Raw genomic sequence first — 13,341 nt, 5'->3', positions numbered from 1 at the left:
GAGGGGCCCGTTGCCGTCAGGCGATGGGAGGGTGAGGGGCGAGCCGGCCAAAGGGTCACGCGCACGTCAGCGCCGAAGCGGGCTTCAGCGAGCAAGAGCTTTAGGTGGATTGGAGGCTCAGCAGCCGGCGGCGAGACCGGGGTGCTCTTCCTGGGGCTGGCCCTTGCAGTCGAATCCCGCGATCACCGAGGACTTGTAGCGCAGACGCAGCTCGTCGATCTGCTTACGGGCATCGCGGAACGCGACCAGTTCCTCGCTCTTCAGGATCCTGCCGGTCGGCATCTTGATCCGGCGCGGGTCGACCTGCTGGCCGTTCAGCAGCACCTCGTAGTGCAGGTGCGGGCCGGTGGAGCGGCCGGTGGTGCCGACGTAACCGATGACCTGGCCCTGCTCCACCCGGCTGCCCTTGGTGATGCCGCGGGCGAAGCGCTTCATGTGGGCATAAGCGGTCTTGTAGGTCGAGTTGTGGCGGATCCGGACGTACTTGCCGTAGCCGCCGTTCCACTTGGCCACCTCCACGACGCCGTCGCCGGCGGCGTAGATCGGGGTGCCGCTCGGGGCCGCGAAGTCGGTGCCCCGGTGCATCTTGTTGTAGCCCAGGATCGGATGCTTGCGCATGCCGAAGCCGGAGCTCAGTCGGGCGCCGTCGATCGGCGTCCGCATCAGGGACTTGCGGATCGAGACGCCGTTCTCGTTGAAGAAGTCGCTGGCACCCTCGGCGGTCTCGTGCCGATAGAAGCGCACCGGCTTGCCGCGCAGGACGATCTGCGCGTAGAGCACGTTGCCTGAGCGGACATCGAGGCCGGTCTCGTCGAGGTAGCGCTCGTAGAGCAACTCAAAGGTGTCGCCGCGCTGCAGGTCGCGCTGAAAGTCGATGTCGAAGCTGAGCGCCCGAACCATCTCGGAGAGTACGATCGGCGGGACGTCGGCGTCGGTCGCCGCGTCGAAGAGGCTGGTGTCGATGGTGCCCTCGGCGACCGCGTAGGTCTTGTAGAGGTGCCGGTCGATGCTGCGCGCTTGGAAGCTGCCACGATCGTCGCGCTGAACGACGACCCGGGTATCGACGTTGGGCTGGAAGGAGAAGCCGGTGACCAGCACCCCGTTCTCGCCCTTCTCCTCGTGTAGCGCGAGGTGGATCTCCTGGCCCGGCTGCAGGTGCTTCGGATTGAAGACGTCGGTCAGGCTGCCGACCGCCGCCCGGGCTTCCTCGCGCTCGACGCCGAGGTCGGAGAGCAGGCCGAAGAGGGTGTCGCCGCGTTCGACCCGGATCACCTCGGCGCGCGCCATCGGCAGCGAGGCGAGCTGAACCGGCGAGGGCCCGTCCTCGGCCGCATCCACGGTCCATTCCTTGGGCTCGTAGTTGGCGATGAAGGGCAGGGCCGGGATCTCGCCGTTGGCCGGATCCTGGGACAGACGGTGCGGCACGACCGCGGCTGCGACCGCGGTATCGATTCGGGCGACCTCGGGAATTCGGACGGATGCGCTTCGGTCGGTTCCGGACTGCGGACCTGTGTCGAAGAGAGCGACAACCACGCCGAGTAAGAGCCCGGAAACAATTGCAGTTCGGTAAAGACCGATTTTTCGCCAGCGTGGTCCGAGGTGGATTCTCAAGGTCCTTAACCTGCGCCTGCTGATACTGCACACCAATTCTGAACCACGCGGCCCGACCCACGCGCGAGGATTAGAATATGGCCGTAGTATGCCCTGTCAATTGTTAAGGTCTCGTAAACCTTATTGGATTCAGAAATGCCCCGGCCCTGACACCAAGTGTTAAAAGCTTAACCTTTACTCTGCCGAACAAAGCGTGATCAGGCCGGGCTGAGGGCCACAACCTCTCGTTGGAAATCACCATACCCCTTTTGGTCTAATTCCCTGGCCGCAAGCTGTCCAGAGTAGACCGCGGCGGCGATCGTTCCCGGCGCCAGGCAATCCCCGATACGGCGCAGCGATTTGATCCCGGCCTCGGCCAGGGCCTCGGGCGCCTTCATCAGGTCCCGGTAGAGCTCGTCCGCCGGCAGCCTCGCGGTCACCAGGACCACGCTCGCTGCCGGCAGCCGCTCGCGGCGCCCGGTGAAGACGCAGGCCAGCTCGGCCTCGCCGTCGTGGATCGCACTCAGCTCCCGCTGCGGCCGCAGGCCGACCTCCAGCTCCAGGAGCCGCTTCTGAATGTTGTTCTGTTCCAGGGTGTTGTGGGTCCAGTGGGAGACGTCGGGGGCGGGCGTCGCCAGGATCACCTCCAACCCGTCGCGGCGCAGCTTCTCGGCCAGGACCCCGCCCAGGTAGTAGTGGTCGTCGTCGTAGATCAGCACCGGGCCGGCCGCCCGGATCCCGGACAGGAGGTCGTCGGGGGTCAGGACCCCGGGCCGGTCGCAGCCCGCCAGGGGCTGGCGCAGGGCCCGGCCGAGGCCGTCGCGGCGCCAGTGCGATCCCGTGGCCAGGATCACCCGCTCGAAGCCGAACTCCAGGATCTGTGCGGCGTCCAGCCGGCTCTCCCGGTAGATCTCGACCTCGGGCAGGGCGGCCAGGCGGCCCAGGCGGTAGTCGCGGACCCGGGCCCAGGTCGCCAGGCCGGGCAGGCGGCTTTCCAGGGTGACCCGGCCGCCCAGCTCGCGCCCGGCCTCGGCGAGGGTCACGGCGTAGCCGCGCTGGCCGGCGGCGCGGGCGCACTCCAGCCCCGCCGGGCCGCCGCCGACCACCAGGACCCGGTCTTCGGAGGCCTTGGGCGGGATGATCTCGGGATGCCAGCCGCGCCGCCATTCTTCGCCTATGGTCGGGTTCTGGGTGCAGCGCAGGGGCACGATGTTGTTGTCGCCGGAGACGCAGATATTGCAGCCGATGCACTCGCGGATCTCCTCCGGCCGGCCCTCCTCGATCTTGCGCGGCAGGAAGGGGTCGGCGATCGACGGCCGGGCCGCGCCGATCATGTCGAGCACGCCGCGCTTGACTTGCGAGACCATGGCGTCGGGCGAGGTGAAGCGGCCGACTCCGACAACCGGCTTGCTGGTCACCTGCTTGACGAAGGCCACGTAGGCCTCCTGGGCGCCCTCGGGGCCGAAGCGGGCGGTCTGGGAGTCGTTCGGCCAGCCGCTGACGTTGACGTCCCAGAGGTCCGGCAGCTCGGCCAGCAGCTCGACCACCTCGCGGCCCTCGGCCTCGGCGGTCAGCCCCTCCCTGCCCAGGAGCTCGTCGACCGCCAGGCGGACCGCGACCGCGCAGCGGTCACCGACGGCCTCCTTGGTGTCCTCGATCAGCTCGCGCAGCAGGCGGGCCCGGTTCTCGATGCTGCCGCCGTACTCGTCGCCGCGCCGGTTGTGGCGGCGCGACAGGAAGTGCATCGGCAGGCCGAGATCGTGCCCGGCGTAGACGTAGACGATGTCGAAGCCGGCCTTGCGCGCCCTCAGCGCGGCCTCCCGGTGCCAGCGCCTGAGGTCGCGGATGTCGCTCTTGTCCATGGCGCGGGCCTGGACCGGGTCGTAGGGCTCGACCACGCTGTCGGAAGGCGCCAGGGGGATCTCGCGGCTGAAGCGGTTGGGCGCTGCCGCGCCATTGAAGGCCAGCTCGATGCCGGCCAGGGCGCCGTGGCCCTGCACCGCCTCGACCATGCGGGCCAGGGCCGGGATGTCGCGGTCGTCCCAGAGCCGGGCCTCAGCGTAGGGCGAGAAGTCCGAGGCCGGGTGGATGTCGCATTCCTCGGTGCAGACCACGGCCCAGCCGCCCTCGGCCTTCATGGCGCGCATGGCGGCCGAGGCGCTGGGCTCGCGATGGCCCATGCCGGCGCAGTGGGGCACCTGGTAGAAGCGGTTGCGGGCCGTCACCGGCCCGATCCGGACCGGCTCGAAGAGCAGGTCGTAGCGCGGGTCGCGGCTCATCGAGTGCCCTCCTCTCCCTGGCGTTTTCTTTTCTTATCCATAGACTTGCGAAATCAGCGGGGCTATCAGACAGGCACTTCCCGGCGCGCGCAAGCCTTGCGGCTCGGCGGCCGGCAATCCGATGGAAGGTGGTAGGAGAGGTGGACGAGGACCCCAAGGACTACGTGGCGGCGAACCGGGCCGCCTGGGACGAGGTCGCGCCGGTCCATGCGCGGCACAACCAGGAACGCCTGCTGGCCGCTTTTCGCCGGCCGGGCTACAGCTGCCTCGAGCCGGTCGAGACCGACCTCCTGCGCGAGATCGGGATCGAGGGCAAGGACGTCGCGCATCTCTGCTGTAACGACGGCCGCGAGCTCCTCTCGGTCAAGAACCTGGGCGCGGGGCGCTGCGTCGGCTTCGACTTCTCCGCCCGCTTTCTGGAGCAGGCGCGGGCCCTGGCCGCGGCCGGCGGCATCGCCTGCGACTTCGTCGAGACCGAGATCACCCAGATCCCGCAGGACTACGATGCGGCCTTCGACCGGGTGCTGATCACCATCGGGGTCCTCGGCTGGATGCCGGACCTAGACGCCTTCTTCGCGGTGCCGGCCCGTCTGTTGCGGCCCAGCGGGCTGATCTTCATCCACGAGCAGCATCCGGCGCTCTACATGTTCGAGCCCGGCGATCCGGTCGACCCGCCGCAGCTGCACTACAGTTACTTCAATCAGGGCGTCTACGAGGACAAGGACGGCCTCGACTACTACGGCGGCAGCGACTACGGCGCCAGACCGAACTACTGGTTCCCGCACAAGCTCTCGGATGTGATCACCGCCGCCCTGGGCCAAGGTCTCGAGCTGACCCATTTCGAAGAGCGGCCGGAGGACATCTCGATGGGATTTCCGGAACTCGGCGCGGCGGCCTTGCGGCCGCCCATGAGCTTCACGATGCTGCTTCGGAAGAAGGCTTGAGACCGGCCGACGCCGGCGCGCCAGCGACCTCGGCCTCCTTGTGGGCGCGCGCTGCCTTTGGCGGCCTGTCGTTCAGCGGTAGCTCGAGAACGGCGCGCAGGCCCGGGTGGTTGTCCTCCAGGGCGATGCGGCCGTCATGCAGCCGCGCCACGGCAGCGACCAGGCTGAGGCCCAGGCCGCTGCCCGGCGTGCTGCGGCTCTCCTCCAGGCGGAAGAAGCGCTCCAGCGCCCGCTCGCGCAGCGCTTCGGGGATGCCGGGTCCCCGGTCGGCAACGGCCAGGGCCGCGCGCGCGCCCGCTCGGCGCAGGCTCAGCTCGATCGTGCCGCCTTCGGGCGAGAACTTGATGGCGTTGTCCAGCAGGTTGACCAGCGCCTGGAACAGCAGGTGCTGGTCGCCCTGGAGGCGGATCCCTTCGGCGACCTCGACGGTCAGGTGCAGGCCTTTCTCCTCCGCCAGGGGCTCGTAGAGCTCCGCGGCGTCGCGGGCGCCGGCCGAAAGGTCGACCTCGGCGAAGTTGCGGCGCGGCGCCCCGGCCTCGGCCTGCGCGATGCTGAGCAGGGCATTGAAGGTCTTGAGCAGGTGATCGGCCTCGCTGATGGTCTTTTCCAGCGCGACCCGGTAGCTCTCGGCGTCGGGCGGCTCCATCAGGGTGACCTCCAAGCGGCTGCGCAGGCGGGCCAGGGGGCTGCGCAGGTCGTGGGCGATGTTGTCCGAGACCTGCTTGATCCCCGTGATCAGGGCCTCGATCCGGTCGAGCATGGCGTTGAGGTTCGCGGCCAGGCGGTCGAACTCGTCGCCGCGGCCGCTGGCCGGTACCCTCTGGGTCAGGTCGCCGGCCATGATCTCGCGGCTGGTCGCGGTGATCGCATCGATCCGCCGCAGCAGGGTCCGGCTCATGAAGACGGCGCCGAGCAGCGCCACCGTGACCGTGGCCGCCAAACTGCCGACCAGGGTCCAGAGGATGGTCGACTGGACCCAGGTCCGCTCGCGCTCGTCGTGGCCGACCAGGAGCTTGAAGCCGTTGCCGGTCAGGACCCGGGCCCGGCCGAAGTTGGTGCCCCCGCCTTCCGACTCCGGGAAACCCAGACGGAAGGTGACCCAGCCCTGGTCGTCCGTCCGCTCGTCGGGCCAGCCGCTGAGGTTGCCGGCCAGGACCCGGTTTCGTTGGTCGGACAGAAGGTAAAGCCCGCGGGAGCCGTCCTCGGCGGCCGCGCGGCGGCGGATCGCCTCGATCAGGCCGGGCAGGCCGCGCTGGTCGTACTGCTCGACCAGGCCGGTGATCTCGGCGTCGATGGTCGCTTCGATCTGGCGCGAGACCGACTCCTTGGCAACGTCGAAGACGATCCAGCCGATCAGCCCCACCATAACCGCGAACAGGCTGAGGTAGATCAGCGCGAACTGGAAGATCCGCGATCGGAACAGGCTAGTCGGGCTCACGGAGGCAGTACCCTGCGCCGCGGACCGTATGCAGCAGCGGCTTGTCGAAGTCCTTGTCGATCTTTTGGCGCAGCCGGGAGATGTGGACGTCGACGACGTTGGTCTGGGGGTCGAAGTGGTAGTCCCAGACGTTCTCCAGGAGCATGACCCGGGTCACCACCCGGCCCGTGTTGCGCATGAGGTATTCCAGGATCTTGAACTCCCGGGGCTGCAGGTCGATCGGCTTGTCGCTCCGGCGCACCGTGCGGGCCAGCAGGTCCAGTTCCAGATCGCCGACACGCAGATGGGTCTCGGCGCCACTGGCGCTGCCGCGGCGGAGCAGGACCTCGATCCTGGCCAAAAGCTCCGAGAAGGCGAAGGGCTTGACCAGATAGTCGTCGGCGCCGCCGCGCAGGCCCTTGACCCGCTCCTCGACGCTGCCCATGGCGCTGAGGAAGACGATGGGCAGGTCCTTGCCCGTCCCGCGCAGGGTCTCGACCATGGACAGGCCGTCCAGGCCCGGCAGCATGCGGTCGACGATGGCCAGGTCGAAGTCCTCGCTGGCGGCCATCAGCAGGCCTTCCTTGCCGTCGGTCACCACCGTGGGACTGTAGCCGGATTCCTTCAGGCCCTTGGCGATGTAGCCGGCCGTCTCCTTGTCGTCCTCGACGATGAGTACTCGCATCTTTCCCAGCGCTTCCGGCCTCTTCCAGGCTTACTCAACGGCCCGGGGCCTCGGGCGAAGCCCATTCTAGCATGTCATGCGGAGCTGGCGCCCCCTTCAGGCAAGGGTCACGGTCGCACCAAGCGGTCCCCAAAACGGCCGCGTCGGACGTGCCTACCTGGCAGTCCGACGCGGAAACCCTCTGGTTCTGGTTAGGAGAGGAGGGTATGTCCAGTGCTATGCGTTCCTCAGCCGCAGGGCGAAGAAGGTCTCGACGCCGTCCCTGGAAACCAGGAGCGTAACGACCTCCAGGCCCTCGGCCTTGATCTCTTCGATTTCGCGCTTGGCGTCGGCCGCCGTCTCGACGGCTTCCGAGGCCAGGCTGCGGATGACGTCGCCGCGGCGCAGGCCCTCGCGGGCCGCCAGGCTGTCGCGCTCGACGCGCAGGATGACCACGCCTTCGACCTCCTCGGCGATGCCGAAGCGGTCCCGGCGCTCGGCGGTCAGGGTCGCAACCGTCAGGCCGGTGCCGGGCAGGCGAACCTTGTCGCTGTCGTCGGGGCCGCCGATCGCGGCGAGCTGCTGTTCGCCGGGCGCCTGGCCGGTCACGACCTCGAGCGTCTCGCGGGCGCCGTCGCGCCAGATCTCGACCTCGACGGTCTTGCCGACCGGCGTGAAGGCGACCAGCCGGGGCAGATCCTTGAGCTCGTCCACGGCCTTGCCGTCCCAGGACAGGATGACGTCGCCGGTTTCCAGCCCCGCTGCTGCGGCCGGGCTGTCCGGCGTGACGGAGGAGATCAGCGCCCCCTTGGCCTCCTCGAGGCGGAAGCCCTCGGCGAACTCCGGCGTGACCGCCTGGATCCGGACGCCCAGCCAGCCGCGCTCGACCTTGCCCTTCTCGCGCAAATCGGCGACGACCTCGCTGGCAATCTCCGACGGGATCGCGAAGCCGATGCCGACGCTGCCGCCGTTCGGCGAGTAGATCGCGGTGTTCACGCCGATGACCTTGCCGTCCATGTCGAAGGTCGGCCCGCCCGAGTTGCCCTTGTTGATCGGTGCGTCGATCTGCAGGAAGTCGATGATGCTGCCGCCCGGCAGGTCCCGCCCGCGGGCGGAGACGATGCCGGCGGTCACGGAACCGCCAAGGCCGAAGGGGTTGCCGACGGCGATGACCCAATCACCGGGCCGGACCGCCTCAGAATCGCCGAAGGCAACAGAGGGAAGGGCCTCGTCCGCTTCGACCTTGAGCAGGGCCAGGTCCGTCTTTTCGTCCTGGCCAACGAGTTCGGCGGTCAGCGACCGCCCGTCATGAAGGGTAATCGTTATTTCGTCGGCCCCGGCGATGACGTGACGGTTGGTCACGACATATCCATCGGGATCGACGATGAAGCCGGAGCCCAGGCCACGCTGCTCTTGCGGGCCGCCGGGCAGTTCCGGTGCGTCCGGACCGAGAAAGCGCTCGAAGAAGTCGCGCAGGGGATGATCCTCGCCGAAGGGCATCAGGTCCCGTCCCTCGGGCCCTTCGAAGCGGACGATCGGGCCGCCGGTCTTGACGATCGAAACGTTAACCACGGCCGGCGCGACCTTCTCGGTCAGGTCGGCGAAGCTCTCCGGCGCGGGGCGCGCCAGGGCCGTCTCGGCGCCGGCCAGCGCGAAAACCAGAAGCCCGCCGGCCAGGACCGAGCCGGTCACGGCCTGCGTCAGCTTGGTTTCGCGTGTCAGGGGGAACATCTGCCCCATCTGTCCTTTCCTCCATCGTGTCGTGGCTAAAATCCAGGTTCCAAGACACGAAGACTTACACCCTCTTGATAGTGCAAGATGGGATGAGAGTCCTTGCCGCGACCTTACGGCCAGATTAACAATTTTTCATCTTACTCGGGCGTGAAAAGACCATTGATATCAATTTGTTGGCGGCACTCGCCTGTGGCCGATTCCGAGGTCGCGGCAAGGTTCTCCAGGCTGGGAGCGACAGCCTATCCGGGGTAGCCGATTCGGCGGAACCAGGGGCGTGGAATGCGGCCTCCTGCCGGGCGCTGCCCTGGCCGCCTGGAAGGCTCCGGCAGCGGCGCCGGTCGGACCGCTTCAGCGGGAGCAGCGCCGCTTCAAGATGTCTCGGCCGGGCCGAGGTAGCCCTCGAAGATGGAGTCGGCGCGGGCCAGGATCAGCGGGTCGATTCCCTCGATCGTCGCCTGATCCTTGTGCGGATAGGAGAACTGCGAAAGCAGGTGGCGCATGCAGTTGAGACGGGCCCGCTTCTTGTCGTCCGACTTGATCACGGTCCAGGGTGCCCACTCGCGGTTGGTGGCGAAGAACATCTCCTCGCGGGCCTCGGTGTAGTCGTGCCACTTGTCGACCGAAGCCAGATCGATCGGACTGAGTTTCCAACGCTTTAGCGGATCGGTCCGGCGCTTGGCAAAGCGCTTGGCCTGCTCTTCGCGGGTGACCGCGAACCAGTATTTGATCAGGTGGGTGCCGTGCTTGACCAGCAGGCGCTCGAACTCCGGCGCCTCCTCGAGGAAAGCCCGGCATTGCTCCTGCGAGCAGAAGCCCATGACCCGCTCGACCCCGGCACGGTTGTACCAGGAGCGGTCGAAGAGCACGATCTCCCCGCCCGACGGCAGATGCTCGACGTAGCGCTGGAAGTACCACTGGCTGCGCTCCCGGTCGTTGGGCTTGGCCAGGGCGGCGATCCGCGCGCCGCGGGGGTTGAGGTGCTCGGTCAGGGTCTTGATGGTGCCGCCCTTGCCGGCCGCGTCGCGGCCCTCGAAGACGACGACGATCCGCTCGCCGCTGGCCTTGACCCAGTCCTGCAGCTTAAGGAGCTCGATCTGCAGGCTCCGCTTCTCGCGCTCGAAAGGCTTGCGCTTCAGGCGGTCGGCATAGGGGTATTTGGCCTCGCCGCAGGCGGTCCATTGGGCGAGGTAGTCCTCGTCCAGGCCGCTTTCCGGCCGGCCGCCGGTCGCCGGCTTGGCCGCGTCGCCGTGCCGGGCCTTCGGAGCATCGCATTCCTTGCTGCTCATGGCCGCACTCCCTTGCGGATATGTCAGGCGGGCTCGGTGCCGAACTCGGCCGGCGAGGTGACCTCCAGAAGCTCCATGTCGTCGGAGCAGGCGGTCAGCTCGTGCCGGATCCCCGGCGGCTGCAGCACGCAGTCGCCCGGCTTCAAGGTCACCTCGCCCTGGCCCTCGTAGTCGAAGCGGGCCCAGCCCTTGAGCACGTAGACCATCTGGAATTCGAGGCTGTGCCGGTGCGGGCCGGTGCCGTCCTGGCAGGGGGCGCTGGCCCGGATGACCTGGGCGTGGTAGCGGCCGCCGGTCGCCTCGGCCAGCCCCAGGTCGCGGTACTCGAAGAAGGACCGCAGGCCGCCGCCCTCGAAGGCGGCGTCCTCCCCCCGACTGAGGGCGAATTTCTGATCCTGGCCGGCCATGACGTCCTCCCTGGTCCCTCCCACGGACCTCCTACAGGTACCAAGCGTACTCCCTGAGCGAGATGTCGTTCATGAAGTCCCGGTACTCGTTGCGCTTGGTCGCGGCATAGACCTCAAGGTACTCCGGCCCAAGGTAGCTGCCCAGGACCTTCGCCGCCTCGAGGCGGGCCAGCGAGGACGGCACGTCGAGCGGCAGGTCGGGATCGACCGTCTCGCAGGCGTTGCCTTCACTCGCCGGGCCTGGATCGATCTCCCCGGTGATGCCGTGGTGGATCCCGGCGAGGATCGCTGCCAGGACCAGATAGCTGTTGGCTTCGGCGCCGGCGAAGCGGTGCTCGATGCGCCGGCTGTCGGGCGGGCCGGTCGGGATGCGGAAGGCCACGGAGCGGTTGTTGGCGCCCCAGGAGCGGTTGACCGGCACGAAGAGGTTGGGCCCGAAGCGGCGGAAGGCGTTCACGTTGGGCGCGAAGATCGCCATGGCCTCGGCCATGGTCGCCATCAGGCCGCCGATCGCGTGCCTCAGGGTCTCGCTGCCCAGCGGGCTTTCGGCGGCGAAGACGTTGCGGCCCTGCTTGTCCAGCAGGCTGATGTGGACGTGCATGCCGTTGCCGGTCTGGTCCAGGAAAGGCTTGGACATGAAGCTGGCCTCGACGCCGTGGCGCCGCGCCACCGACTTGATGATGTGACGCAGCAGCGCCGCATGGTCGGCGGCGGCGAGGGCGTCGCCGACGTGGTGCAGGTTGATCTCGTACTGTCCCGGGGCGAACTCGGCGGTCGCGATGTTCGCCGGCACCTTCTGCACCGCGCCGGCGGCCTCGACGTCGCGCAGGAAGGCGGCGAAGCCGTCGATCTCCTGGATGCCGTAGACCTGCAGGCTGGCCTCGCGCCGGCCGGTCTTGGGCGAGATCGGCGGCTGCGGCAGGCCGGCCGCGTTACGTTCGGAGTCGAGCAGGTAGAACTCCAGCTCGAAGGCGACCACCGGGGTCAGGTCCAGCGCCTTGAAGCGCTCCAGCACCCGGATCGCGACGTTGCGCGGGTCGACCGGCGAAGGCGCGCCTTCCGGCGTGGTCATGGTCATCAGCACCTGGCCACGCGGCTCCTCGGCCCAGGGCACCGGGACCAGGGTGCCGGGGACCGGCACCAAGGTGCCGTCGGGGTCGCCGTCGGTGAAGCCCCGGCCGGCCGGATCGGTGTTGGCCCCGGTGACGTCGAGCAGGAAGACCGATTCGCAGAGCTGCAGGCCGTTTGTGAAGAGCTTCTCCGCCTCGGCCATGGGATAGCGCTTGCCGCGCACGATGCCGCAGAGGTCGGTCAGGATGGCGTCGACGTAGCGGGTCTCGGGGTGGGCGGCCTGGAAGGCCTTGAACTCGGCGGCGGGCGTAGTCTTGGGGCGTGCCTTCTTCATACTGTGGCTTTGCCGCACCTTTCTCGTGGTGTGAGACTTTTTCGCGTCATGAACCTGACACTCGAGTTCCACTGTCTGTCATTGCCGGGCTTGACCCGGCAATCCATGGCGCCGGCGGCTCGATGGATGCCCGGATCGAGTCCGGGCATGACAGCCGAGGTAGAGGCAAGAGGACGAGGGGATCAAGCGGGTCCATCGGATCACTAATACCTGTCCTTGACCAGACGATAGTAGAGATTGGCCGAGCGCAACAACCAAAGCCGCAGGGCCGGCAACGGGAAAGGCCGCGCCGGTCCGCGCAGGATCTCCGGCAGCTCGGCCTCGGCCTCCGCCGCACCGGCGATGATCCGTGCCAGGGCGCGACCGGTCCAGGGCGCCGCGTTGACCCCGGTGCCGTGGTAGCCGAAGCCATAGAAGACGCTGGGGTCGTCCTCGAGCTGGCCGGCCGCGGGAGTCAGGTCGCGGGTGACGCAGACGAAGCCGCGCCAGAAATGACTGATCTCGACCTCGCGCCAGGCCGGGAAGACCTCGCCAAGGCGCCGGGCCAGCCAGGCCTGCATGCGCTCGCCGGCCGCCGGCGTGCCGCTGGTGTCGCCGCGGGCGCCGAACAGCAGCCGCCGGTCCGGCAGCAGGCGGTAGTAGAACAGCAGCGTACGCGTATTCGAGATGGGGTTCTCCGTACGCCAGGACTGGGCCGCCAGCTCGGCCTCGGTAAGCGGCCGCGTGGTGACGATGTTCGAAATGACCGGAAGCGTACGGCCGTCGAAGGCCGGGTTGACGCCCTCCGGCGTGAAGCCGTTGGTCGCCAGCAGCACGCGGCGCGCCTTCAGGCGTCCGCCGTCGGTTTCCAGCAGGTGTTGGCTGCCGACCTTGGTCCAGCTCTCCACGCGGCTGTGGGGGTGCAGCTTGGCGCCGCGCAGTAGGGCGGCGCGGGCCAGGCCGCGGGCGTACTTCAGGGGATGGAGGCCGAAGCCGGAGCGGATCAAGAGCGCGCCGAAGTTCTCGGTCGAAGCATGCCCGATCTCCTGGAAGGCTTCCGCCGGCAGGACCTCGGTCTCGAAGCCGAACTGGCCGCTCAGAAGGGCCGCCTCGGTTTCCAGCTCCTCGTAGCGCGAGGCCTGGTGGGCGACCACGAAGACGCCGTCGCCCTGGCGGTCGAAATCGATGCCCTCGTCGCGCTCCAGGGCCAGGGCCAGCTCGAGGCCCGCCTTCTGGGCATCGAAGAAGGCCTTGGCCGCTTCCAGGCCGTGGCGCAGGATCAAGCCCTTGGTCGAGAGCTTGGTCGGCGCCATGGTGCAGAAGCCGCCGTTGCGGCCCGAGGCGCCCCAGCCGAGGTGGCCGGCCTCCAGGACCCGGACGTCGACCTGGTGGTCGCGGGCCAGGTGCAGGGCGGCCGAGAGGCCGGTGTAGCCACCGCCGACGATCGCGACGTCGCAGCTCTCGCTCCCCGACAGGGGCGCCAGCCGCTCCGGCCCCGGCAGGCTGGCTTCCCAATAGCTCTCCGCCGGGGTCCAGAAGTCGTACATGGCCGGGTCGTAGAGCCGGTAGGCCGTATCCTCCATGTGCGTCTCGCCGCCGCGCGGGGGCGGCCTCCGGATGTGGGGGCGGAGGGGCG

10 protein-coding genes are annotated in these 13,341 nt (G+C 68.5%); 1 reads left to right on the top strand and 9 read right to left on the bottom strand.

Annotated elements, in window-relative coordinates; all coding sequences use genetic code 11:
- Positions 1–117 precede the first annotated feature (117 nt).
- Complete coding sequence (locus tag QNJ30_25285; protein ID MDJ0946775.1) at positions 118–1,425, bottom strand: M23 family metallopeptidase; 1,308 nt, start codon at positions 1,423–1,425, stop codon at positions 118–120.
- A 383-nt stretch (positions 1,426–1,808) separates the two neighbouring features.
- Positions 1,809–3,869: an FAD-dependent oxidoreductase gene (locus QNJ30_25280; protein MDJ0946774.1), complete on the bottom strand. Its 2,061-nt coding sequence runs from the start codon at positions 3,867–3,869 to the stop codon at positions 1,809–1,811.
- A gap of 140 nt (positions 3,870–4,009) precedes the next feature.
- Between QNJ30_25280 and QNJ30_25275 the strand changes: the two genes are divergently transcribed.
- Positions 4,010–4,813, top strand: a complete 804-nt coding sequence (locus QNJ30_25275) for a class I SAM-dependent methyltransferase (GenBank protein MDJ0946773.1) — start codon at positions 4,010–4,012, stop codon at positions 4,811–4,813.
- Here QNJ30_25275 and QNJ30_25270 read toward each other — a convergent pair.
- From QNJ30_25270 to QNJ30_25240, 7 genes are all read right to left on the bottom strand, one after another.
- On the bottom strand, positions 4,785–6,251 hold the full coding sequence (locus tag QNJ30_25270) for an ATP-binding protein (GenBank protein MDJ0946772.1): 1,467 nt from the start codon (positions 6,249–6,251) through the stop codon (positions 4,785–4,787). The genes QNJ30_25275 and QNJ30_25270 overlap by 29 nt on opposite strands.
- On the bottom strand, positions 6,238–6,915 hold the full coding sequence (locus tag QNJ30_25265) for a response regulator transcription factor (protein MDJ0946771.1): 678 nt from the start codon (positions 6,913–6,915) through the stop codon (positions 6,238–6,240). The genes QNJ30_25270 and QNJ30_25265 overlap by 14 nt, the downstream gene beginning before the upstream one ends.
- 216 nt (positions 6,916–7,131) lie before the next feature.
- Positions 7,132–8,634: a DegQ family serine endoprotease gene (locus QNJ30_25260; protein MDJ0946770.1), complete on the bottom strand. Its 1,503-nt coding sequence runs from the start codon at positions 8,632–8,634 to the stop codon at positions 7,132–7,134.
- Positions 8,635–8,996: 362 nt separating this feature from the next.
- Entirely contained in the window at positions 8,997–9,914 is a 918-nt protein-coding gene (gene ppk2, locus QNJ30_25255; GenBank protein MDJ0946769.1) for a polyphosphate kinase 2, read from the bottom strand.
- A 23-nt stretch (positions 9,915–9,937) separates the two neighbouring features.
- Positions 9,938–10,321 carry a cupin domain-containing protein gene (locus tag QNJ30_25250; GenBank protein ID MDJ0946768.1) on the bottom strand — a complete coding sequence of 128 codons (384 nt, stop codon included), beginning with the start codon at positions 10,319–10,321 and terminating at the stop codon, positions 9,938–9,940.
- Between the two features lie 31 nt (positions 10,322–10,352).
- The gene (locus QNJ30_25245; GenBank protein MDJ0946767.1) at positions 10,353–11,726 is read right to left on the bottom strand and encodes a glutamine synthetase family protein; all 1,374 of its coding nucleotides are present in this window, start codon (positions 11,724–11,726) and stop codon (positions 10,353–10,355) included.
- Positions 11,727–11,929: 203 nt separating this feature from the next.
- The gene (locus tag QNJ30_25240; protein ID MDJ0946766.1) at positions 11,930–13,288 is read right to left on the bottom strand and encodes an FAD-dependent oxidoreductase; all 1,359 of its coding nucleotides are present in this window, start codon (positions 13,286–13,288) and stop codon (positions 11,930–11,932) included.
- Positions 13,289–13,341: the final 53 nt, after the last annotated feature.

It is taken from the genome of Kiloniellales bacterium (assembly GCA_030066685.1).
Classification (GTDB): Bacteria; Pseudomonadota; Alphaproteobacteria; order Kiloniellales; family JAKSBE01; genus JAKSBE01.
This window is presented reverse-complemented; position numbering and strand designations above follow the sequence as displayed.